Raw genomic sequence first — 22,657 nt, 5'->3', positions numbered from 1 at the left:
TGCGTCATCGCGGCATAGACGAGATAGCCGCCCGAGGTATGCAGCACGCCCTTCGGCGTGCCGGTCGAGCCCGAGGTGTAGAGGATGAACAGCGGATCCTCGGCATGCATGTGCTCGGCCGGGCAGTCCGTCGTCACCATCTTGGCCGCGTCGTGGTACCAGAGGTCACGCGACGGGGACATGTCGACCTTGCCGCCGGTGCGCTTGACGACGACGACCCAGTCGACGCCTTCGGTCTTGGCGAGCGCCGCATCGACATTGGCCTTCAGCGGCACCTTCCTGCCGCCGCGCAGGCCTTCATCGGCGGTGATGATCACCTTGGATTTGCAGTCGCTGATGCGCTGGGCGAGGCTGTCGGGCGAGAAGCCGGCGAACACCACCGAGTGGATCGCGCCGATCCGCGCGCAGGCCAGCATCGCGTAGGCGGCCTCGGGGATCATCGGCAGGTAGATGGTGACGCGGTCGCCTTTCTTGACATTGCGGGTGCGCAGGATGTTGGCCATCCGGCAGACCTCGTCGTGCAGCTCCTTGTAGGTGATGTGCTTCGACTGCGAGGGATCGTCGCCCTCCCAGATGATCGCGGTCTGGTTGGCGCGCTTGGCGAGGTGCCGGTCGATGCAGTTCCAGGCGACGTTGAGGACGCCGTCCTCGAACCATTTGATGGAGACGTTGCCGGGTGCGAACGAGACGTTCTCGATTCTGGTCGGCGCCTTCATCCAGTCGACGCGCTTGGCCTGCTCGGCCCAAAAGCCGTTCGGGTCCGAGATCGAGCGGGCGTACATGTCCTTGTACTTGGCCTGGTCGACCCAGGCGCGCTTCGCCCACTCTGCCGGCACGTCGTAGATCTTCTCGCCGGTCGATGCGCCCTGCTTGCTGCTATCCATTTCGCTCTCCCCAACCGGAAATCGTGTTGCTGAGCAGAAACTTCGTCACCACGTCGATCTGCTCGAACGCCATCAATGGCGGGACGTGTCCACAATCGTCAAAATGAAAGACGTTGGCCATCCGGTTGCGCTTGCGCATCTCGGCCGCGAGATCGAACGACGGCAGGTCCGAATGTTTGCCGCGTAGCACCAGCACGGGCACCTTGATGGCCTCCCAATAGTCCCAGAGGTTCAACGCCGCGAACCATGGCAATCGGAAGCCCTTCGCGATAGCGGGATCGCAGAGCAGCGCATAGCGCTGCCGGCCGTCATCCCAGCGAACGCTATGTTCGGTCAGGTGACGCCAATGCTCATCCGCGAGCTTGCCGTAAGGCGCCAGCACCGTTCGGAAATACGTCTCGGCCTCCTCGATCGTCTTGAACAGAGCCGGCATGTTGCCGATGTACTGGCCGATCCGTTGCAACCCGGTCGAAGACACGAAGGGGCCGATGTCGTTGATCACGAGCCGGCGTACCATGCTGCCGGAGAAGCCGGCCATGATCATGCCGATCAAGCCGCCAAGCGACGTGCCGACCCAATCCACCTCGGACACACCGAGACGCGCGATCAACGCGTTCATATCGGCACAGTATTGCGGCAGCGTATAGTGGTCGGGATTGCCGATCCAACCGCTGCGTCCGCGGCCCGGCAGGTCCGGACAGATCACGCGCCGACCGGCTGCGACCAGCCGCTCCGCAAGATGGTCGAAGTCCCGCCCCTGCCGCGTCAGCCCGTGGACGCAAATGATCGGCCGCTTGTCGTCGAGCGGGCCCCAATCGGTGTAGGCGAGCTGGTGGAAGCCGGATGGCGAGAGGCCTTGCACGACGTCCTCGCGATCAGGCTGAAGGTGCTTCAGCCTGTCCCCTCGAACCCTCAACGCCATCTCCTCCGATCCGTCAAACATCCTGCCTCTCCTGGCAAGCCACGACACGAACGCGTGCCGTGCACTGCCCCGCCAACCTGTAAGCAACATCTGCGCTTCGTCAGGACCTCCCTTTACGATTTCCAATTCTTGCGCATCTCTTCGAAATTGTCCGTCATGCGCTGTTTGATCAAGTTGAACACTTCGGCGTTGGACTTCGCCGTCATCTCGGCGAACTCACGAGCGCTGGTTAGAGCCGCCTCGAACGACTTGGCCGCCAACTCGCGCCCCTGCTCGCCGGAAAGCTTCATGTCACGCATCATCGAGGTCACGTGTTCCGATGCCGACCGAAGAATCTCCAGCTGATGGCGCGACACCTCGGCCGCTGTTTCGTTCGATAGCTGGGCAGCCTTGGAAAGGGCATCGATCGTGTTTCGCTGCTTTTCAATCAAGGCCGTAACATCGACATCGGGCAGTTTGAACGTCTGTGAGAGTTTCTCCATCTGCTCTTTCACGGCCTGGGCGATCTTGTCGGCGTCTGTCGTCATACATCCCTCCTTGAAGATTCTACCTGTTCGATGGATCGATCGATGCTTGAGAACGTGCAAAGCGCTGTGCCTCGGCCTGCGTCTCGAAGATATGCGGGGCGACGTGACGCTCAGCGAGCCCTTCGCCCAATTTCAGGCGCATGAAGGCGCTCGTGGTGTAGCGCGAGGCCGAGCTGTAATAGCGCTGCTCGAGATAGGCGATCATGGAGAAATAGGTGTCGCTGACGGTGGGCTCCAGATGGAAGCCGTCGTAGTTTGCGACCAGCGCCACCGGCTTGCCGACGGCGCGGCAGGCGTGCTCGACCTCGCGGCGGACCAGATCGACATCCTCGACGGTGCGGACGTCAAACCCCTCGAAATTGACGAACAGCGTGTTGCGCTCGGAATCGTAGCTGATGCGGTCGGCGAGACCCCGGCCGAGCAACATGTGGACGAGCCCCATCGGCCCCTCACGGAAGATCCTCGGGTCCATCGGGCGCACGTTGCGGACCAACGGCTTGAAATCCATCTGGCCGAGAATATCGCGGTCGATGTCGATGCCGGGCGCCACCTCGATCAGTTCGACACCGACCGGCGTCCGCTGCAACACACAGCGCTCGGTGACGTAGAACACCGGCTGGCCGGTCTCGGCAGCATGATCGCCGCTGAAGGTGATCTGCTCGACCGCGGCAATGAACTTCTTCGCGGAGCCTTCGCGCAGGATGTGCAGCGCGCCGTCCTCGACCGCGACCTTCAGGCCACCGCTGGTGAAGGTGCCAGCGAATACCAGCTTCTTCGAGCTCTGCGAGATATTGATGAAGCCGCCGGCGCCGGCGAGGCGCTTGCCGAAGCGGCTGACATTGACGTTGCCGGCACCATCCACCTGCGCCATGCCGAGACAGGCCAGATCCAGCCCGCCGCCGTCATAGAAGTCGAACTGCTGGTTCTGGTGGATCACCGCGTCCGGATTGAGCGCGGTGCCGAAATTGAGCCCTCCCTGCGGCATGCCGCCGATGATGCCGGGCTCGGCGGTCAGCGTCAGGAATTTCAGCATGTGCTCTTCGGCAGCAACGGCGGCGACGCCCTCGGGCATACCGATACCGAGATTGACCACGCCGCCGGGTGGCAGCTCGAAGGCGCAGCGCCGGGCGATGATCTTGCGCTCGTCGAGCTCGAGCGGCTTGACGCGGTCCATCGGCACCCGCTGCCGGCCGGAGAAGGCGTGGCTGTAGGTCGCGCCGTAGGTCTGGACGTGATTGGTCGGGTCGGCGACGACGACGCAGTCGACCAGGATGCCGGGAATCTGCACCTCGCGCGGGTTGAGCGAGTTGCTCGCCGCGATGCGTTCGACCTGCACGATGACGAAGCCGCGCGAATTCTTCGCGGCCATCGCCATCGCGAGGTTGTCCAGCGTCAGCGCCTCGCGCTCCATGGTGATATTCCCGGCCGGATCGGCCGTGGTGCCGCGCAACAGCGCCACGTTGATCGGAAAGGATTTGTAGCGCAGCCACTCCTCGTCATTGATACGCATCAGCTCGACGAGATCCTCGGTGGTGTTCTCGTTGAGCTTGCCGCCTTGCAGCCGCGGATCGACGAAGGTTCTCAGGCCGACCTTGGAGATCACGCCGGGACCGCGCGCGGCGATGTTGCGATAGAGATGGGAGATGCAGCCGAGCGGCAGATTGTAGGCCTCGATCCGGTTGGCCAGCGCGAGCTCGCCGAGCTTCGGCACCAGCGCCCAATGGCCGCCGACCACGCGCTTGAGAAGACCGTCATGAGCAAGACGATTGAGGCCGCGGTCGGCAGCATCACCGGGCGCGGCCGCAAACATCAGCGTCAGGTCCGACGGATGGCGGGTCTCGCGAAAGCGCTTCTCCAGCGCGATCAAGAGCTCGTCTGGCGTCCCAATGCCGACGAAGCCGGATGTGCAGACCGTATCGCGATCGCGGATGATGGCGACTGCCTCGTCGGCAGAGACGATCTTGTCCTTGGTCATCGCACTAGTCCCTCGCCGCCAGCCACTCCGAAATGCCCTTGCTCAGTGATCCCTGCGACTTGCTCGACACGAACAGGCCGACATGGCCGCCGGGCAGCTCGATCTCCGAATAATCCTTCGTGCCGACATGCTCACCGAGCGCGCGCGAACAGGTGGGCGGGATGATGTGGTCGTTCAGCGCGAACACGTTGAGCACCGGCGCGGTGAGCTTCGAAAGATCGACGCGCCGTCCCGACAGGACGAACTCGCCCTTCACCAGCTTGTTGTCCTGATAGAGGTCCTTTAGCCACTGCTTGGCGGCCTCGCCCGGATGGGCGGGCCGGTCGGCAAGCCATTTCTCCATCCGCAAGAAGTTCATCAGCTTGGCTTCGTCGTCGACGACGTCGATCAGGTCGACATTGTACTTGGTCAGCGAGCGCATCGGCGTCATCAGGGAGAACACCGAGCTCATGAACTCGCCGGGCAGTCCGCCATAGGTATCGACGAGCTTGTCGATGTCCGATCTTTCGAGACTGCGGGTCCAGAGGTTGAGGAAGCCGTGATGGGTGTCTGGATCGTCGCGGTCGGCGTGGAAATCGATCGGCGTGATCGTCAGCACCAGGCCCTTGACCTTGTCCGGATGCAGCGCGGTATAGCAGGTCGTGAACACGCCGCCTTCGCAGATGCCGAGCAGCGTGATGCGGTCATGGCCGGTCTCGCGGCAAACCCGCTCCACCGCAGCGTGGATGTAGTCGTCGACGTAATCGTCAATCGTCAGCCAGCGCTCGGTACGGTTGGGCTGGCCCCAATCGACCAGCCAGAGATCCAGCCCCTGCGCCAGCAAGCTGCGCACCAGCGAGCGGTCCTCCTGCAGGTCCGCCATGGTGTAGCGGCCGATCAGGCCATAGGCCAGCAGCACCGGTGTCCTGACCTTCTGCTCGGTGATGGGCGCGTAGCGAAACAGCTCGACCTTGTCGCGGCGCATGATGAGCGTCTTCGGCGTCGCGCCGACATCGACGTCGTCGTCCCTGATGGTCGACAAGAGCTTACCGGCCTTGAGCATCTTGTCGGTCATTTCGGCGAACGGGCCGGTCCCGTTCGGCTGGTCGCTGCTCATGCGTCTCCCCGCGATCCCGCTTCACCTAAGCGCCGCTCCAGCGCCCGCACCTCACGCCTGAGCTCGGTGAGCTGGCGCGTCACCTCGTCGAAGTCGCGCTGGGTCGGGATGCCCAGGACGGCAGCGATAGTGTCGGCGATCTCGGATTGCCGCGCTCGGTATTCGGTCGCCGCCTGCAGCAGCTGCTTTTGTGCGACCAGAAACTCCTCGGTGCGCTGGTTGGCGATCAGTTCCTCATTGGCAAGCTCGTTCCAGGCCCCGAGATGCTCGCGCCAGCCGGCGTCCTTGGCCTTTCCATCCGGTTGCCTTGCGCTGAACTGCTGGGCCGCGCGCATCCACGGTTTTGCGGCCACCACCTGATAGGCCGCGAGCTTGCCTTGCAGGTCGCTCCAGGCCGCCGTCAGATGCGCGAGCTTGCGGTCGAAATCCAGCACGTCGGCAAGTCGCGGCCCTTTGGCCATCCGCTCGATGGCCTCAGCCAGGTCATTGCCGGCAGTCATGCCGAAGCCGCTCTCGGCGGCGCGCTTCACGATGAAGGGCAGCATCGAGTTCGACCAGGTCTCGCCGATCCCGGCGGTGGCGCCGGCCATCGCGCGCCAGGACTCCATCCATTGCGCGACGATCGGCCCAAACGGATTGGCCTGGCTCTCCTCAGCCATGGGACGCCTGCACGGAGCGGTTGCTGCCGTCGCCGTAGGCGGCGCTGTAGATCGCATAGGCATCGTCCAGCGTCAGCTCCCTGGGATTGTTGACCAGGAGGCGCGTCTGCTTCATCGCATCCTCGGCGAGCTTCTTCAGATCGTCGCGGCCAATCCCGACGTCGGCGAGTGACGCCGGCACCCGGCAGTCGCGACCGATCGAGGTCATCTCGTCGATGAAGGCCTGCGCCTTCTCCGCCTGGCTGCCGCGCAGGCCCGGCCTCACGATCTCGGCCAGCTCCGCATAGAGCGGCTCGGCCGCTGCCAGGTTGAACTCAAGCACATGCCGCAGCACGAGCGCATTCGACAAGCCATGCGGCACATGGAAGATCGCGCCGATCGGATAGGCGAGCGCGTGGACGGCCGCAACCGGCGCATTGGCAAAGGCCATGCCAGCGAGCATCGAGCCCAGCAGCATCTCCGAGCGGGCCTCGAGGTCTTTGCCATTCTCGCAGACGCGCCGGACATTCGCCGACAACAGCGCCAGCGCCTGGCGCGCGAGCTGGTCGGACATCGGGTTCTTCTTGACCTTGCTGGTATAGGCCTCGATCGCATGCACCATGGCGTCGATGCCGGTCGCAGCAGTCACGGCAGCCGGAAGGCCCAGCGTCAATTCGGGATCGAGGATCGCCCAGTCCGGAATCAGCACCGGCGAGACCACGCCCTTCTTCTCGGTGGTCGGCGTGGTGACGATGGCGATCGGCGTCACCTCGGAGCCGGTGCCGGCCGTGGTCGGCACCAGGAGCAGCGGCAGGCGCTTTCCCTTGGCAAGGCCGACGCCATAGATGTCATCGAGACGATCCGGCGTCTTGGCAAGATAGGCGACAAGCTTGGCCGTATCGAGCGCGCTGCCGCCGCCGATCGACAGCACGAGTTCGATCTTGTTGGTCTGACAGGCCGCGACCGCCGCTTCAACGACATGCGAGGGCGGGTCGGCGACGACGTCGTCGAAGACGCTGACCTCGATCCCGGCTTCGGCCAGCGAAGCTTCGGCGCCCCGGGTCAGGCCCGCGCCGCGAACGCCCTTGTCGGTCACCAGCATGACGCGCTTGGCGGCGTAGCTGGCCACCAGTTCGTCGATCTTCCGCGAGGCGCCCGGCTCGAACAGAATGTTCGACGGCGATTGAAAGGTGAATTTTCCGATCATGTTCCCTCTCCTCTTCTTCTCAATGGTGCCCGGCCTCACGCCCGCCGATGCAGCACCACCATCTTTTCCTGTGTCATGTCGCGCATGGTGTACGGGATGCCGCCGACGCCGTAGCCGGCGTCGCGCCGTCCGGCGAACGGCATCCAGTCGGTCCGAAACGTCGTGGGGTCGTTGATCATGACCGCCGACGCATCGAGCCGCTCGCTGGCGCGCAGCGCGACGTCGATGTCCTCGCTGAATACGCAAGCCTGGAACGGCACGCGCAGCGAATTCGCCTGCGCGATCGCCTGGTCCAGCTGCGCATAACGATAGACGCAGACCGCCGGACCGAACACCTCCTCACGCGACACCCTTGCGTCGGCCGGAGGCTCGAGCAGAACCGTCGGCTGCATCGTGGTGGCCGACAGACGCTCGCCGCCGATCACCCGCTGCGCGCCGGCCGCGACCGCCTCACCGATCCAGTCGGTAATGCGGTCGACCTCCTTGGGATTGATCAACGGCCCGACCTCGGTCTCCAGCAGGGTCGGATCGCCCGTGCGGAGCTTTGCAACGCGGGCGACCAGGCGCTCGGTAAAGGCGTTGAAGATGGCTTCGTGCACGAAGATGCGCTGGGTCGACACGCAGACCTGGCCGGCATGGTAGAAGCCGCCCTTGACCAAGGGCTCGATGATACGATCGAGATCGGCGCTGCGATCGACGATCGCGGGTGCGACGCCGCCATGCTCGAGCGCCGAACGGGTGCCGTGCGCGAGCTTGCTGTGCAGCCGCCAGCCGACACTGGCCGAGCCGATGAAGCTCAGGAAGCTGATGCGGGGATCGCAAGCCAGCTGCTCGGCGAGCGCCGAGCTGCGCGGGATGAAGGTCTGGCACCAGGCTTCCGGCAGGCCGGCCTCATGCAGTAGCGCGACGAAATCACGGCAGCTCAGCGGCGTCGCGCTCGCGGGCTTGGCGATGACGGGACAGCCGACCGCGATCGCCGGCGCCACCTGATGCACGATCAAATTGAGCGGATGGTTGAACGCGGAGATCGCGAACACGACGCCGATCGGCTCGCGCGTCGTGAAGGCCCAGCGCCGGCTGGAGGCCGCCGTCAGCCCCATCGGAATTTCGCGGCCGGCAAAGGTCCTGAGCTCGTCGGCGGCGCAATGCAGGCCGTCGATCGCGCGCGTCACCTCGATGATCGCATCCGTGAGCGGCTTGCCGCCTTCGCGCGCGATCTGGCGCGCGAAATGGTCCCGCCGTCCGTCCAGAAGACCGGCAGCCCGCCGCAGCACCGCGATGCGCGCATGCGTCGCCAACCAGCCGTCACGATCGCCGAGGACACGCAGCGCGGCCCCAAGCTTTGCTTCCATTGCATCGACATCGTCGACCGGGACCTCGGCGAACGGGGCCCGGTCGAACGCCTGCACTACCTGTAGCATCGTTCTCTCGTCAGGACGGCTCGACGCCGAGCTTGCGGTTGCGCAGCTCCTCGACCAGCACGCGCGTGTTTTCGGAATAGTCGATGGCAACATCGACGAGGTGGACGCCGCCGCCCTTGAAGGCCGCTTCCAGCGTCGGCAGCAGCGCGTCCACCGAGGTGACGCGCGAGCCCTTGGCGCCGTAGGACTCCGCATAACGGACGAAGTCCGGATTGCCGAAGGTGAGTCCGAAATCCGGGAAACTATCGACCGCCTGCTTCCAGCGGATCATGCCATAGGCGCCGTCATTGAGGATCAGCACCACCAGATTGAGCTTGAGCCGCACCGCGGTCTCCAGCTCCTGGCTGTTCATCATGAAGCCGCCGTCGCCGCAGATCGCCATCACGCGGCGGTCCGGATAGAGCATCGCCGCCATCATCGCCGACGGCAGGCCCGCGCCCATGGTGGCGAGCGCATTGTCGAGCAGCAGCGTGTTGGCGACGTAGGTCCGGTAGTTGCGCGCGAACCAGATCTTGTACATGCCGTTGTCGAGCGCGACGATGCCGTTCTCCGGAATGACCTGACGGATGTCGTGCACCAGCCGCTGCGGCGTCACCGGCCAGCGGCTCTCCGTGGCGCGATCGGCGATGCGGCCGAGGATGCCCTCGCGCAGCGGCAGCAGCGCCTTGGCGTTCGGCAGCCGGCCTTCGAGCCGGTCGGCCAGCAGTTCGAGGCTCGGGCCGACGTCGCCGACGACCTCGGCATGCGGGAAATAGACTTGCTCCACTGTCGCCGGCGTATAGCTGACATGGATCACCTGCGGCCCCTTCGGGCCCATGATGAAGGGCGGCTTCTCCACGGTGTCGTGGCCGATGGCGATGATCAGATCGGCCTGGTCGATAGCCTCATGCACATAGTCGCGTTCGGACAGCGCGGCCGTGCCCATGTAAAGGCTGGTGCCGCCGGGCACGGTGCCCTTGCCCATCTGGGTCGTGAAGAAGGGAATCCCGGTCCGCCGCACGAAGCCGGCGATGCCGAAGGTCGAACGTGGCCGGCTGGCGGCCGCAGCAAGCATGATCAGCGGCTTCTTCGCCGCCAGGATCATCTCGGCGGCACGATCGAGGGCTGCGCGATGCGCCACCGGAATTTCGATCGGGTGGATCGGCACCATCGACACCGGCTCGACCTCGTCGCCAGCGATATCCTCGGGCAGTTCGAGCAGGACCGGGCCCGGCCGCTCCTCCATCGCGACGCGGAAGGCATCGCGCACCAGCGTCGGGATGCTGGACGCGCTGACGATCTGGCGCGACAGCTTGGTCAGCGGCTTCATCGACGCGATCACATCGACGATCTGGAAGCGCGCCTGCCGGCTGCTCATGATCGCCTTCTGGCCGGTGATCAACACCATCGGCATCGCGCCGAGATGGGCATAGGCCGCGCCGGTCGAGAAGTTCAGCGCGCCCGGACCGAGCGTCGAGATACAAACGCCGGGCCGGCCGGTGAGCCGGCCATGCGTCGCCGCCATGAACGCCGCCGCCTGCTCGTGGCGGGTCAATATCAGCTGGATCCTCGAATTCCGGAGCGACTCGACGACGTCGAGATTTTCCTCGCCCGGCACCCCGAAGATCCGGTCGACGCCCTCATGTTCCAATGCTGCGACCAACAGGTCAGAGCCCTTCACCATCTTCCTCTCCTTGTTGCCGACCACCGCGGTGCACCACGTAACGCACCAGGCTTCTCTTCCATCGGCTTCAGTTCCTGTTTCCTGCCGAACTATACGATGCGGGACGACGGTCCTGCCAATTGCAAGGTGGACTGCCATGAAGCTCGAAGGCTTTCCGTCTCAGATAGCGAGACTGCCGGGCCGGAATCCTGACTTCGCCTGATGACCCGATCAGAAATGTGCTTGTCTGGCACACCAACGATCCGAACGGCCGCCTCATGCGCCCGTGCCGCGATCAATAGCTCAGAGTGCTTCACCACATTCCATTCCCAGCCTTTGCAGAATCACGTTGCCAGGCGCTTGATCACCGCGCCCGCGAAATCCGCTGTCGAAACCTTGCCGCCGAGATCGGCAGTGCGAACATTGTCGACCTGCAGGGTCTGCTCGATCGCCGTCCGCAACCGCGTCGTCAGATCGTCCTTGCCGACGTGCTTGAGCATCAACCCGGCCGCGAGCAGCAGCGCCAGCGGATTGGCAATCCCCTTGCCGGCGATGTCGGGCGCCGAGCCGTGCACCGCCTCGAAGATAGCCGCCTTCTCGCCGATATTGGCGCCCGGCGCCATGCCGAGGCCGCCGACGAGGCCGGACATCTGGTCGGACAGGATGTCGCCGAACAGATTGGTTGTCACGATGACGTCGAACTGCCACGGGTTCATCACGAGCTGCATGGCGCAGGCATCGACGATGCGATCGTCCATCGCGATCCGCCCCTCATACTCCTTGGCGATCTCGCGACCAGCCTGCAGGAACAGCCCGGTCAGCGCCTTCAATACGTTCGCCTTGTGCACCACGGTAACCTTCTTGCGGCCGTGGGCGATGGCATATTCGAATGCGAAGCGGACGATGCGCCGCGCTTCAGCGTGCGTGTTGACGCCCGAGGAGATCGCGACCGCGTGCGGATCGTCACCGACGGCGATGAAGTGCTCGAACGCCACATAGAGGCCTTCGATATTCTCACGGATCAGGACGAGGTCGATGTCCTCGTAGCGACCGCCGGGCACCATGGTCTTCACAGGACGCAGATTGGCGTACAGCCCGAACTCTTCGCGCAGGCGGACGTTGACCGAACGGAAGCCGCCACCGACCGGCGTCGTCAACGGCCCCTTCAATGCAAGCTTGGTGCGGCGGATGCTGTCGACCAGAGCTCCCGGCAGCGGATCGCCTGCGCTCTCGATCCCGGCCATGCCGCCCTGCTGCACATCCCATTCGAACGGCGAACCCAGCGCATCGAGAATGCGTGTCACCGCTGCCGTGATCTCGGGACCGATCCCGTCACCGGGTATCAACGTCGCCGGAATTCTGCCTGACATCTTGTTTCCCCTGTCTTAGTCATGCCTTGAGAGATCGGCGACGTCACGCCGCAAGCTGGCGCAGCACATAGGGCAGAATGCCGCCGTGCTTGTAGTAGTTGAGCTCGTCGAGCGTATCGATGCGGCAGGTCAGGGGGACCTGCTTCACCGTGCCGTCCGCCATCGTGATGTTGATGGTGATGCGCTGGCCCGGTGTGATGTCGGTGAGTCCGTTGATCGAGACCTGCTCGCCGCCGGTCAGGCCGAGGCTCTTCCATGACGTGCCTTCATCAAAGACGAACGGCAGGATGCCCATGCCCACCAGGTTGGAGCGATGGATGCGCTCGAAGCTCTGCGCGATCACGGCGCGGACGCCAAGCAGCTTGGTGCCCTTCGCTGCCCAGTCGCGCGAGGAGCCATTGCCATATTCGACACCGGCGAACACGACCAGCGGGACCTTTTCACGCTCGTAGCGCATCGCCGCATCGAAGATCGACATCCGCTCGCCGGACGGCTGATGCACGGCCCAGCCGCCTTCCGGCGTGGCGCCCCCCTCACCCTGCACCGCAAAGTTCTTGATCCGGATGTTGGCGAAGGTGCCGCGCACCATCACCTCGTGGTTGCCGCGCCGCGTACCGTATTGATTGAAGTCCTCCTGCCGGACCTGGCGACCGCGCAGGAATTCTCCTGCCGGCGACGAGGCCTTGATCGAGCCCGCCGGCGAGATGTGGTCGGTGGTGATCTTGTCGCCGAACAGGCCGAGGATGCGCGCACCGACGATGTCGCCGGTCGGCGCGGGCTTCATGGTGATACCCTCGAAATAGGGCGGGTTCTGCACATAGGTCGACGACATGTTCCAGCGATACGTCAGGCCCGTCGCGACCTTGACCGCCTTCCAGTTGGCGTCGCCCTCGAACACGTCGGCGTATTTGGTCTCGAACATCGCACGCGTGACATTGTCGCGGATGAACTTCTCGATCTCGGCATTCGACGGCCAGATGTCCTCGAGGTAAACGGGCACGCCGTCCGGGCTCTTGCCCAGGGGCTCATTGACGAGATCGACCTGGAGGGAGCCTGCGAGCGCGTAGGCCACCACGAGCGGCGGCGAGGCCAGATAGTTCGCCTGCACGTCAGGCGAGACTCGGCCTTCGAAATTGCGGTTTCCAGACAGCACCGCGGCGCCGATCACGCCATTGTCGTTGATCGATTTGGAAATCTCTTTCGGCAGCGGCCCGGAATTGCCGATACAGGTCGTGCAGCCGAAGCCCACGAGATAGAAGCCGAGCGCGTCCAGGTCCGCCTGCAGCCCGGACTTCGCAAGATATTCCGCCACCACCTGCGAGCCCGGCGCAAGCGAGGTCTTGACCCAGGGCTTCACGGTGAGGCCCTTGCGCATCGCATTGCGCGCCAAGAGCCCGGCGCCGATCAGCACCGACGGGTTCGAGGTATTGGTGCAGGAGGTGATCGCCGCGATGACGACATGGCCGTGGCCGAGCTTGAAATCCTTGCCTTCGACGGCGAACTGCTTTTCGGCTTGGCCCAGCTTGCCATACTCGCCCTCGAGCGCGGTGAGGAAGTTCGCCTTGGCGACGGACAGGCCAAGCCGGCCCTCGGGCCGCTTCGGTCCGGCGAGCGAGGGCACGACGTCATCGAGCGTGAGCTCCAGCGTATCGGTAAAGATCGGATCCGGCATGCCCTTCGTCCGAAACAGGCCCTGCGCCTTGGCATAGGCTTCCACGAGCGCGATGCGATCGCTGGAGCGGCCGGAAAGATTGAGATAGTTCAGCGTCTCCTGGTCGACCGGGAAGAAGCCGCAGGTCGCGCCATATTCCGGCGCCATGTTGCTGATGGTGGCGCGGTCGGCCAGCGTCATGTGGTCGAGGCCGGGGCCGTAGAACTCCACGAACTTACCGACCACGCCCTTCTTGCGCAGCATCTGGGTGACGGTGAGCACGAGATCGGTTGCCAGCACACCCTCGCGCAGCTTGCCTGACAGCATGAAGCCTATTACCTGCGGCACCAGCATCGACAGCGGCTGGCCGAGCATCGCGGCCTCGGCCTCGATGCCGCCGACACCCCAGCCGAGCACGGCAAGGCCATTGGCCATGGTGGTGTGGCTATCGGTGCCGACCAGCGTGTCCGGGTAGGCGAAGGTCTTGCCGTCGCGCTCGGAGGTCCAGACCGTCTGAGCCAGATATTCGAGATTGACCTGGTGGCAGATGCCAGTACCTGGGGGCACTACGCGGAAATTGGCAAACGCACCCTGCCCCCATTTCAGGAAATTGTAGCGCTCGCCGTTCTGCTCGTATTCGCGGGCGACATTGTCGTGAAGGGCTTGTGAATTGCCGAAATGATCGACCACGACGGAATGGTCGATCACGAGATCGACCGGCACCAACGGATTGATCCGCGCCGGGTCGCCGCCGAGCTTCGCCATGCCATCGCGCATCGCCGCGAGGTCGACCACGGCAGGCACGCCCGTGAAATCCTGCATCAGCACGCGGGCAGGACGGAAGCCGATCTCGGCCCCGGCTGATCCGCGATCGTCGGTCCAGCGCGCCAGCGCCTCGATGTTGGCGCGCGTCACCGACCGGCCGTCCTCGAACCGCAGCAGGTTCTCCAGCAGCACTTTCAGCGAGAACGGCAGGCGGGAGATGCCGGCAAGGCCGTTCTTCTCGGCGTCGGGCAGCGAGACGTAAGTGTAGGTCTGCCCGCCGACGGTCAACGTCTTGCGGCATTTGAAGCTGTCGAGACTGCTCATGGGCAAACAATCCTCTCACGCGGATGGTTTTGGGCGAGCATCGTCTTGGTCTCCGGATGCATCACTTGAGATAGCCCATGATGATCAGCACCAAGGTGACGGTGACCGCGCCGCCGATGCGGGTCGCGATCTGCGCGAACGGCATCAACTGCATGCGGTTGGCGGCGGTGAGGATCGCGACGTCTCCTGTGCCGCCCTGGCCGCTGTGGCAGGCATTCACGATCGCAGTTTCGATCGGGTACATGTTCATGAACTTGCCGACCGCGAAGCCGGTCGCCATGATCGTGACCACCGTCGACATGATGGTGATGATGTTGGCGAAATGAAATGCCGCGACCAGCTTGTCCCAGGGCGTCAGCGCGACGCCGATCGCGAACAGCAAGGGATAGGTCATGTTGGTGCGGACGAATTCGTAGACCACCATGCCGCCCTGCTGCAGCTCCGGCGACACGGCGCGGCTGAGCTTGGCGAGCACCGCCAGGAACAGCATCGCCACCGGCGCCGGCAATCCGAACAGGTGATGGCAGAGCACGCCGAGGAGATAGAGCGTGATCGCGGTCAGTCCGGCGGCTGCGATCGTGCTGACGCCGACATGGCCGACGCCCTGCTCCTTGCCGCCTTCCTCGTGCACGGCATGGACGTCGAAGTCATCCTCGCCATGCGGCTGCAACCGGCCCTCGCCGGTGAGATGCGGATATTTCTTGCCGACGAAATTGAGCGCGCCGGACAGCAGGATAGCGGTCAGGCTGCCCAGCATCACCGGTGGCAGCACCTGCGCGAACACCTCGCCCTGCGGCACGCCGGTCAACGCGGCATATCCGATCGATAGTGGAATGGCGCCCTCGCCGACGCCGCCCGCCATGATCGGCACCACGACGTAGAAAAAGGTGTGTTTTGCACCGAGCCCCAACGCCGTCCCGACGAGGGTGCCGACGATCGCGGCCGCAATCGAGCCTATAACGAGCGGCACGAAGATCTTCAGGAAGCCGCGGATCAGCACCTCGCGGTCCATCGCAAAAATGCTGCCGACGATGATCGAGGCGATGAAGAGATAGAGAAAGTTGGTCGACTTGGTGAAGTCGATGATGGATTTTTCGACCTGCGCCGGGATCACATGGTAGAACGCCAGCGCGGAGGGAATGAAGGTCGCGAAGATCGCGCCGGCCCCGATGCTGCGCAGCACCGGCAACCGCTTGCCGATCTCCGCACAGGTGAAGCCGCCGAGCACGAGCACGGCGATCATGGTCGGTCCGTCCGACTTGATCTCGCCGGTATAGACCAGCGCCCCGATGAGAATGATGAGCAGAAGATAGATCGGGATCGGGATGATTCCAATCCGGACGTCCGTCAGCCGCCACCAACCTTCCGGCCAGAATCGGCGTCCGGCATTCGCCGAGTTCCGATCTTCCGACCCTGTGATACTCCCACGATGCGGGACGATACCGTCCGCGTCCTGCGCTGACATGCTCGTATTCCTCCCAATGTTTTTTATGTTCGCAAGGAGTAGACGTCGGCCCGCGCTCCACAATCGTGGGCGCGGCGCGAATGTCTTCCGTGTCTTCTTGTTGGGCGCAGGATACGCCGCCGAACCTGTCAGCAACCTGTCACGCCGACAGGGCCGCGGGCTCAATGCTCGCGCAGCGCGTCTTTCCAGTCCCTGAGGAAGCGCCGACGCTTTGCCTGGTCCAGGTACGTCAGCAGGTCGATGCTCAACGCTATCGGCCGAAGAGCTTTTTCGGCACCCACGAATCCCGGAATCGCCGGCTTCATGTCGTCACGAACCGATCCAAGGGAATGTCGAGCCAGCAAGGTCTGTCCGGTGCGAGACAGCAGGAAGTCGACAAAGCGCCTGGCCAATTCCGGCTGCTCGGCAGACCGCGGGATGAGCGCAATTCGCGACAGCAGCAGCGTGTAGTCGCCAGGAAATATGACGCCAAGGTCCGGTTCGTGCTTGGCGCGCTCCAGCGCGTATGAGCCGAGAACGTTATAGGCCAGAACGAGATCGCCGGTGCTCACCCGATCGATCATCGCTGCAGACGAGGTGTAGAGTTTGACCCCCGACTGCCCCATTGCTGCGACCAGCTTCCATGTGTCGGCGGTGACGCGCACATCCTGACTCAAGAACAGGAGGCCCGTTCCGCTGAGCTCGGGATCGTAGGTCGCGATCTTCCCGTGGAATACCGCCGGATGATTCGTCAGCACGCGCAACAGTTCGGCGCGGTCCTTCGGCACCAGGCTGCCTCGAAGCAATCGCTTGTTGAAGACGATCACCACCGGCTCGGCCGTAATGCCGTAGGCGCGATCCTTCCACCGGGCCCAATCGGGGATGCCCTCGAGCTCCGTCGAGCGATATTCGGATGCGTACCCATCATTGGCGAGCTTGATCTGGAGATCCATGGCCGAGCTCCAGGCGACATCGACCGCGGCAGCCTGCCCAAAGGGCTTCGCGATCTCGTCGTACAGCTCGGTGGACGAGATCTTGGAGTACTGAACGCGAACTTCGGGATTGAGCTTCATGAACTCGGCAACCAGCTCGGTCGCCTCTGCGATATCCGTGGTCGCCTTGACCACCAGACGAGTTCGCGTGTCGCCGGCGCCAGCCTTTCCGTCCGAGTCGGCATTCTCGGCGAAAGCTGCGGCGCACAACAGGAAGCACACCGCAGACGCGCAGAGGCCGACAAGCAGACGGTCGAGCGGCGACGCGTGTTGGCGGGTTCTCATGGATAGTGCGCAACCTTTGACCTCGGGATACATCTGAACTTACATTGTCGCACTTGGCAACGCCCCACCCTGCTTGAGGTCCGTCGTCTTGCGTATCCTGATCGTCGAGGATGACTTGTCGCTGGTAAAGGGCCTCAAGAAGGCCCTGACACACGCCGGCGTCGCCGTCGATCACGAAGCGAGCGGTACGGCAGCCATCGAGATTGCCCCATCCGAGGCGTATTCGCTCATCATACTCGACCTGGGCCTGCCGGATTTGCCGGGTCAGGAAGTGCTTCGCAGGCTGCGCAACAATGGCTGCGAAGTGCCGATTCTGATTCTCACCGCACTTGGGGAGGTCAAAGACAAGGTGAGATGCTTCAACCTCGGGGCCGACGACTATCTCACGAAGCCGTTCGACCTTGACGAGTTCGAGGCGCGGGTCAAGGCATTGGTGCGGCGCGGCAAGGGTCGTCTCGATCCGGTCCTGAAATGCGGGGCCTTGATGTTCGAGACCTCTTCTGCGACGGCGACACTGGCCGGCAAGCCATTGATTCTGCGCCGGCGCGAAGTCACCGTGCTCGAGATCCTTATGTCGCATGCGGGTCGGCTCGTGCGAAAGGAGCGGCTGATTTCCGAGGTTTTCGGCTTCGACGAGCCCGTAGCTCCGAACGCGATCGAACTCTACATCGCTCGGTTGCGGCAGAAGCTCGCTCCCGACGGCCCCATGATCAAGACGGTCCGAGGTCTCGGCTATCTCATGGAGGATAGGTGACACCGAAACGCGCACCGTCGCTGCGCCGCGCACTCCTGCTCAACCTGCTCATTCCAACTAGCGCGTTGGCTGCGGCCCTTGGCCTTGCCGGCCTGGTGCTCATCAACCAGACCATCGAAACGGCCTACGACCGTGTACTCGATGGCTCGGTGAAAGCGATCGCCGAGCGGATCGCCGTGGAAGACGGGGAGATCTCCGTCGATCTTCCACAAGTCGCTCTTGGAATGCTCGAAACGCGGGCCAACGACAGCGTCTACTACAGCGTTTCTTACGAGCAGACGCCAGTCACGGGCTACCAGGACTTGCCGCGCGCGGATCCGACCGCCATTCCGCTCGGCACCATCAAGCATTTCGACGCTCGCTACAAGGATATGTCGGTGCGCATTGCGGCCACGACTCAGGCCACCTATGGCAAGCCTCTGCCCGTCCTGGTTCAGGTTGCGGAGACGACGAAAGCACGAACCGCGGCGAAGCGCGAGCTTCTCCTCGCTCTCGCCGCGCTGGAAATCGGCATCATCGCCACCGCCGCCGCGCTGGGCTGGTTCGCGGTCCGTCGCGGACTTGCGCCGCTTGTGGATCTCGGACGTGAGATCGACGCCCGGCAATTCGGCACCGGAACGGGCCTCCGTCGGCTCGAGCTCGAGAACATTCCCTATGAGGCGCATCCGCCCGTTCGGGCGATGAATGAGCTCTTCGCGCGGCTCGAGGCAGCGATCCAGCTGATCCGTGATTTCATAGCCGACGCGTCGCACCAGATGAAGACGCCGCTTGCGTCACTGCGAGTTCATTTGGCGCTGCTGCAACGTGATGCGGGACACTTGCCCGACAACATCGATACGATTGCCGAGATCGAACGATCTACCAAACATCTCGATCGGCTGGTCGCCCAGCTTATCGCGATGGCCCGCGCAGAACAGGCCACAGTCACCGAACCCAGCTTTCATGTCACGCAGACCAATCTCGTTGCGAGCGCGAGCGAGGCAGTTGGAATGATGGCGCCATTTGCGGCAGCCAAGAACGTCGATCTGGCATTTGATACCGCCGTGGAATGCGCGCTCGTCAGCGTAGATTCCTCGACACTGCACGACATACTGACCAACCTGATCGACAACGCGATCCGGTACAACCGAGAAGGCGGGTCAGTCGTCGTCAGCGTGCTCGCACTCAGCGACGGATATGCAGTGAGGATCGCCGACAACGGACCCGGCATCGCTGCCGAGCATCGGGAAAGGGTATTCGATCGCTTTTATCGTGTTCCGGCAGCCGATCGTCCGGCTGGTTCCGGGCTCGGGCTGTCCATCGTCCGGACCTTGCTGCGACAGGGGCGCGGCGCGATCGAACTGACGGACAACGTCGACGGCTGCGGCCTGGCCGTTACAGTGAGCTTCCCCGCAGGACCAATGCCCTGACCAGATCACTCCAGCGTCAAACGTCCATCGATCAGTCGCGGGACATGAAGCGGATTGCCGTCTTGCAACGCCGGAGGCAAAGGGTCCACGGGCAGATCCTGATAGCAGACCGGCCGCAGGAACCGGCGGATGGCGAGCGTCCCGACCGATGTCGTGCGCGAATCCGACGTCGCCGGAAACGGTCCGCCGTGCACCATCGCGTGCGCGACTTCGACGCCGGGCGCCGCGCAGCGCGGAATCATTTCGACGGAACCACGGTGACGAGATTGCGCGGCTTGCCGCCCCAGAAGGCCTCGATATTGTCCACGAGCTGGTCGGCAAGCGCCTGTACGGCCTCGCGGCTTGCCCATGCGACGTGCGGCGTCAGGATGAAGTTTGGCATTCCTACCAACTGCATCAGCGGATGATCGCTTGAGGGCGGTTCGACGGTAGCGACGTCGAATCCCGCTCCGGAAACCTGACCGGAGCGGAGTGCATCGCCAAGCGCGACCTCGTCGACGAGGCCGCCGCGCGCGGTGTTGATCAGGAGTGGACGGCGTTCCATCATCGCGAATTCGGATGCCGCGATCATGTTGCGCGTTGCCGGCATCAGCGGCGCGTGCAACGTGATGACGTCGGATGTCCGCAAGACCTCTTCGAACGGGGTATAGAGCGGACCCATGCCCTCCACGCCTTTGTACGTGGAGAACAACACGCGCATTCCAAGTGCGCGGCCTATGTCAGCAACGGAGCGGCCCAGCGTCCCATCTCCGATGATGCCAAGCGTCGATCCGGCCAGGTCGCGGATGGGAAAGTCGAAATAGCAGAACTGGCCGGATTCATGCCAACGGCCATTGCGAACGGAATCGCGATAGGCGGTCAGGCTGCGACGTAGTGCGAAGATCAATGCGAAGGTGTGCTCCGGAACCGTGTTCACCGCATAGCCGCGAATATTGGAAACGGCGACGCCACGATCTTCGCACGCGCGGATGTCGACGACATCCGAGCCGGTCGCTGCAATGGCGATGAAGCGCAGGTTCGGCGCCGCTTCCAGCTCGGCACGTCGCACCGGCGCCTTGTTGGTGATCACGATATGGGCGTCCGCGATCCGTGCGGCGACGTCCTTGGGTGCAGTCGCGCCATACTCCCGCAATTCATGCGGAAAGAACGGCTCCCGCAGGTGAACGTCTGGTGGCATCGTGTCCCGGTCAAGAAAAACAACGCGCACTGGTTCCGATATGGTCATCTTGGTCTCACGGTCAGTTGTCGAATGTGCCGGCCTTGCGCGCGGAGATTACGTGCTCCCGCGCCGGCTGGCGGTTAGCGAAGCAACCTCAATGCCAATTCAGCTGCCTTCTCGGCCGTGATGCCAAAATGGGCGAAGAGCTCGTCGCCTGGGCCCGACGCCCCGAAACTCGACATTCCGATGAAACCGCCACGCTCCCCAATCCAACGGTCCCAGCCCAAGCGCACCGCTGCTTCAATCGCGACCCGGATGCCCTTGCCGAGGACGCTCTCGCGATAAGCTTCATCCTGCTCCTCGAACAATTCCCAACACGGCATGGAAACGACCGAGGTCGGCATTCCCTTTGCCTGCAAGATGGTTCGCGCCGCCAGCGCGATCTGGACCTCCGAGCCCGTCGCGAGAAGAGTAACGCGCCGCGCGCCCTCTGCTTCAGCGAGTAGATAGGCCCCGCGTGCCGAGCGGTTCACCGAACCATCGTCGTCACGCACCGGCGGCAAGGCCTGCCGGGAGCAGATCATTGAGGACGGCCCGCGCTTGCGCTGCAGCGCGAGTTCCCAGCATTCGGCGGCCTCGACATGATCGGCCGGCCGAAAGACCGCCATATTCGGCATTGCGCGCAGCGCCGCCAGATACTCTACCGGCTGATGAGTCGGACCGTTCTTGCCGATGCCGATGGAGTCGTGGCTGTAAATGGTCACGACCGGCAATTCCATGAGCGCCGCTATTCGCAGCGCCGGCCGCATATAGTCGGAGAACACCAGATAGGTTGCGCCAAGCGGCAGCACGCCGCCATGCGCGGCCATGCCGTTCATCATGGCCCCCATGGCGTGCTCGCGGATACCATAGTGGACATATCGACCGGCGGGATTCTCCGGTGTGAAAGCGTGAAGCGAACGCTTGCAGCCGGTCGGTCCTTCGAGATCCGGTGCGCCTGCGATCAGTTCGGGGATCGCTTCGGCGAGCTGCGCCACGATGTCGGCGGTTGCCTCGTTCGTGGAGCGGTTCGGTCGTTCGACCGCGACCTTGCGGCGCCATGCGGCGAGAGTATCGATCCAGCCGCTTGGCAGATCGCCGGCCATCACACGCTCAAAGAGGGTTCGCTTCTCCGGCGACATCGCTGCGACGCGCGCGCGCCACGCCTCGTATGTCGGCAAGTTGCGATCGAGTACGCCAGCCTTCCAGCCATCCGCAACATCGCCTGGAACCTCGAATGGTCCGGCGGTCCAACCAGCGGCCACACGCGCTTCCTCCAGATCCCTCGCGAACACACGACCGCCGTGGGCTCCGCGCTGGCCTTCCAGACGCGGCAAGCCCTTGCCGATGGTGGTGCGGCAAGCGATCATCGTCGGGCGCGGGTCTTCCTTGGCGAGCAGCAACGCCGCGGAAACCGAGTCGATATCGTGTCCGTTTGCATCGATGACATGCCAACCGGCGATGCGGAAACGCGCGCGGACATCTTCCGAGATCGAGAAATCCGTGTGACCGTCATCGGTCATCCGATTATCGTCCCAAAGGAAGCAGAGCTTGCCAAGGCGTAAATGGCCCGCCAGCGAAATCACCTCGTGGGCGATCCCTTCCTGGAGACAGCCATCGCCGACGATCGCGTAGGTGCGATGGTTGGCGATTCCATCGCCAAACGTTGCATTGAGCCAGGCTTCCGCGACTGCCATGCCGACCGCATTGGCGATGCCCTGCCCGAGCGGACCGGTCGTGACCTCGATGCCGAGCTCGGGCGCTCGTTCGGGGTGGCCATGCGTGTGCGAGCCCAGCTCGCGGAAACGCTTGATCTCTTCGATCGGAAAGGCGGCATAGCCCGACAGATGCAGCAGCGCATAGATCAGCATCGAGCCGTGACCGTTCGACAGGACGAACCTGTCGCGATCCGGCCAGAGCGGATCGAGCGGATTGCACTTGATATGCTGCGTGAACAGCGCGGTCGCAATCTCGGCGCAGCCGAGCGGCGCACCGGGATGACCGTCGGACGCCCTTTCGATGGCGTCGAGCGACAGGAAACGAATGGCATCAGCCATCCGCGTGTCCAGATCGGCCGACGCTTGCGCGACAGGTGAAGCAACGGAAGAGTGAACGGACATCGGAAAAATACCAGTTCGGCGCAGCCTCCGCCG

General features: G+C 63.8%; 17 protein-coding genes and 1 pseudogene. 2 read left to right on the top strand and 16 right to left on the bottom strand.

Annotated features, from left to right (window positions below; translation table 11 throughout):
• From YUU_RS0115580 to YUU_RS0115520, 13 genes are all read right to left on the bottom strand, one after another.
• The coding region (locus YUU_RS0115580; RefSeq protein ID WP_027523228.1) for an AMP-binding protein at positions 1-884 on the bottom strand (884 nt) is incomplete at its 3' end.
• Entirely contained in the window at positions 877-1,827 is a 951-nt protein-coding gene (locus tag YUU_RS50945) for an alpha/beta fold hydrolase (protein ID WP_245288018.1), read from the bottom strand. The genes YUU_RS0115580 and YUU_RS50945, both read right to left, overlap by 8 nt.
• 92 nt (positions 1,828-1,919) lie before the next feature.
• Positions 1,920-2,333 carry a TIGR01841 family phasin gene (phaP, locus tag YUU_RS0115570; RefSeq protein WP_027523227.1) on the bottom strand — a complete coding sequence of 138 codons (414 nt, stop codon included), beginning with the start codon at positions 2,331-2,333 and terminating at the stop codon, positions 1,920-1,922.
• A gap of 19 nt (positions 2,334-2,352) precedes the next feature.
• Positions 2,353-4,308, bottom strand: a complete 1,956-nt coding sequence (locus YUU_RS0115565; RefSeq protein ID WP_027523226.1) for an acyl CoA:acetate/3-ketoacid CoA transferase — start codon at positions 4,306-4,308, stop codon at positions 2,353-2,355.
• Between the two features lie 4 nt (positions 4,309-4,312).
• Positions 4,313-5,404: a class III poly(R)-hydroxyalkanoic acid synthase subunit PhaC gene (gene phaC, locus YUU_RS0115560; RefSeq protein WP_027523225.1), complete on the bottom strand. Its 1,092-nt coding sequence runs from the start codon at positions 5,402-5,404 to the stop codon at positions 4,313-4,315.
• A complete protein-coding gene (locus YUU_RS0115555; RefSeq protein ID WP_027523224.1) occupies positions 5,401-6,063 on the bottom strand; it encodes a poly(R)-hydroxyalkanoic acid synthase subunit PhaE in 663 nt (220 codons plus the stop codon). The genes phaC and YUU_RS0115555 overlap by 4 nt, the downstream gene beginning before the upstream one ends.
• Complete coding sequence (locus YUU_RS0115550; protein ID WP_156944312.1) at positions 6,056-7,246, bottom strand: iron-containing alcohol dehydrogenase; 1,191 nt, start codon at positions 7,244-7,246, stop codon at positions 6,056-6,058. The genes YUU_RS0115555 and YUU_RS0115550 overlap by 8 nt, the downstream gene beginning before the upstream one ends.
• Positions 7,247-7,284: 38 nt before the next feature.
• A complete protein-coding gene (locus tag YUU_RS0115545; RefSeq protein WP_027523222.1) occupies positions 7,285-8,670 on the bottom strand; it encodes an aldehyde dehydrogenase family protein in 1,386 nt (461 codons plus the stop codon).
• A gap of 10 nt (positions 8,671-8,680) precedes the next feature.
• Positions 8,681-10,333: an acetolactate synthase large subunit gene (locus YUU_RS0115540; protein ID WP_027523221.1), complete on the bottom strand. Its 1,653-nt coding sequence runs from the start codon at positions 10,331-10,333 to the stop codon at positions 8,681-8,683.
• Between the two features lie 323 nt (positions 10,334-10,656).
• Entirely contained in the window at positions 10,657-11,682 is a 1,026-nt protein-coding gene (locus YUU_RS0115535) for an isocitrate/isopropylmalate dehydrogenase family protein (protein WP_027523220.1), read from the bottom strand.
• A gap of 43 nt (positions 11,683-11,725) precedes the next feature.
• On the bottom strand, positions 11,726-14,422 hold the full coding sequence (gene acnA / locus YUU_RS0115530) for an aconitate hydratase AcnA (protein WP_027523219.1): 2,697 nt from the start codon (positions 14,420-14,422) through the stop codon (positions 11,726-11,728).
• A gap of 61 nt (positions 14,423-14,483) precedes the next feature.
• Positions 14,484-15,887, bottom strand: a complete 1,404-nt coding sequence (locus tag YUU_RS0115525) for a 2-hydroxycarboxylate transporter family protein (protein WP_084801449.1) — start codon at positions 15,885-15,887, stop codon at positions 14,484-14,486.
• A 161-nt stretch (positions 15,888-16,048) separates the two neighbouring features.
• On the bottom strand, positions 16,049-17,143 hold the full coding sequence (locus YUU_RS0115520; RefSeq protein ID WP_027523217.1) for an ABC transporter substrate-binding protein: 1,095 nt from the start codon (positions 17,141-17,143) through the stop codon (positions 16,049-16,051).
• A gap of 88 nt (positions 17,144-17,231) precedes the next feature.
• On the opposite strand from YUU_RS0115520, the gene YUU_RS0115515 reads away from it, so the two are divergent.
• Positions 17,232-17,897, top strand: a complete 666-nt coding sequence (locus YUU_RS0115515) for a response regulator transcription factor (protein WP_027523216.1) — start codon at positions 17,232-17,234, stop codon at positions 17,895-17,897.
• Positions 17,894-19,306 (top strand): sensor histidine kinase, encoded by a 1,413-nt coding sequence (locus YUU_RS50940; RefSeq protein WP_035662418.1) that lies wholly within the window; start codon positions 17,894-17,896, stop codon positions 19,304-19,306. Before YUU_RS0115515 ends, YUU_RS50940 begins: the two co-directional genes overlap by 4 nt.
• A 5-nt stretch (positions 19,307-19,311) precedes the next feature.
• Here YUU_RS50940 and YUU_RS0115505 read toward each other — a convergent pair.
• The 3 genes and pseudogenes from YUU_RS0115505 to tkt form a co-directional block, all read right to left on the bottom strand.
• Positions 19,312-19,524 (bottom strand): annotated as a pseudogene (locus tag YUU_RS0115505) (aldehyde dehydrogenase (NADP(+))); the annotation flags it as partial.
• Between the two features lie 20 nt (positions 19,525-19,544).
• The gene (locus YUU_RS0115500; RefSeq protein ID WP_245288017.1) at positions 19,545-20,483 is read right to left on the bottom strand and encodes a D-2-hydroxyacid dehydrogenase; all 939 of its coding nucleotides are present in this window, start codon (positions 20,481-20,483) and stop codon (positions 19,545-19,547) included.
• Positions 20,484-20,605: 122 nt separating this feature from the next.
• Entirely contained in the window at positions 20,606-22,624 is a 2,019-nt protein-coding gene (tkt, locus tag YUU_RS0115495; protein WP_051389754.1) for a transketolase, read from the bottom strand.
• Positions 22,625-22,657 lie beyond the last annotated feature (33 nt).

Source organism: Bradyrhizobium sp. Ec3.3 (assembly GCF_000472925.1).
Classification (GTDB): domain Bacteria; phylum Pseudomonadota; class Alphaproteobacteria; order Rhizobiales; family Xanthobacteraceae; genus Bradyrhizobium.
This window is presented reverse-complemented; position numbering and strand designations above follow the sequence as displayed.

Excerpts from the sequence above, each read along its gene's own strand:
- YUU_RS0115525 (WP_084801449.1), bottom strand. The coding sequence starts at position 15,887 with ATGTCAGCGCAGGACGCGGACGGTATCGTCCCGCATCGTGGGAGTATC.
- tkt (WP_051389754.1), bottom strand. The coding sequence starts at position 22,624 with ATGTCCGTTCACTCTTCCGTTGCTTCACCTGTCGCGCAAGCGTCGGCC.
- YUU_RS0115565 (WP_027523226.1), bottom strand. The coding sequence starts at position 4,308 with ATGACCAAGGACAAGATCGTCTCTGCCGACGAGGCAGTCGCCATCATC.
- phaC (WP_027523225.1), bottom strand. The coding sequence starts at position 5,404 with ATGAGCAGCGACCAGCCGAACGGGACCGGCCCGTTCGCCGAAATGACC.
- YUU_RS0115555 (WP_027523224.1), bottom strand. The coding sequence starts at position 6,063 with ATGGCTGAGGAGAGCCAGGCCAATCCGTTTGGGCCGATCGTCGCGCAA.
- YUU_RS0115535 (WP_027523220.1), bottom strand. The coding sequence starts at position 11,682 with ATGTCAGGCAGAATTCCGGCGACGTTGATACCCGGTGACGGGATCGGT.
- YUU_RS0115520 (WP_027523217.1), bottom strand. The coding sequence starts at position 17,143 with ATGAGAACCCGCCAACACGCGTCGCCGCTCGACCGTCTGCTTGTCGGC.
- YUU_RS0115500 (WP_245288017.1), bottom strand. The coding sequence starts at position 20,483 with ATGCCACCAGACGTTCACCTGCGGGAGCCGTTCTTTCCGCATGAATTG.
- acnA (WP_027523219.1), bottom strand. The coding sequence starts at position 14,422 with ATGAGCAGTCTCGACAGCTTCAAATGCCGCAAGACGTTGACCGTCGGC.
- YUU_RS50945 (WP_245288018.1), bottom strand. The coding sequence starts at position 1,827 with ATGTTTGACGGATCGGAGGAGATGGCGTTGAGGGTTCGAGGGGACAGG.
- phaP (WP_027523227.1), bottom strand. The coding sequence starts at position 2,333 with ATGACGACAGACGCCGACAAGATCGCCCAGGCCGTGAAAGAGCAGATG.
- YUU_RS0115540 (WP_027523221.1), bottom strand. The coding sequence starts at position 10,333 with ATGGTGAAGGGCTCTGACCTGTTGGTCGCAGCATTGGAACATGAGGGC.
- YUU_RS0115545 (WP_027523222.1), bottom strand. The coding sequence starts at position 8,670 with ATGCTACAGGTAGTGCAGGCGTTCGACCGGGCCCCGTTCGCCGAGGTC.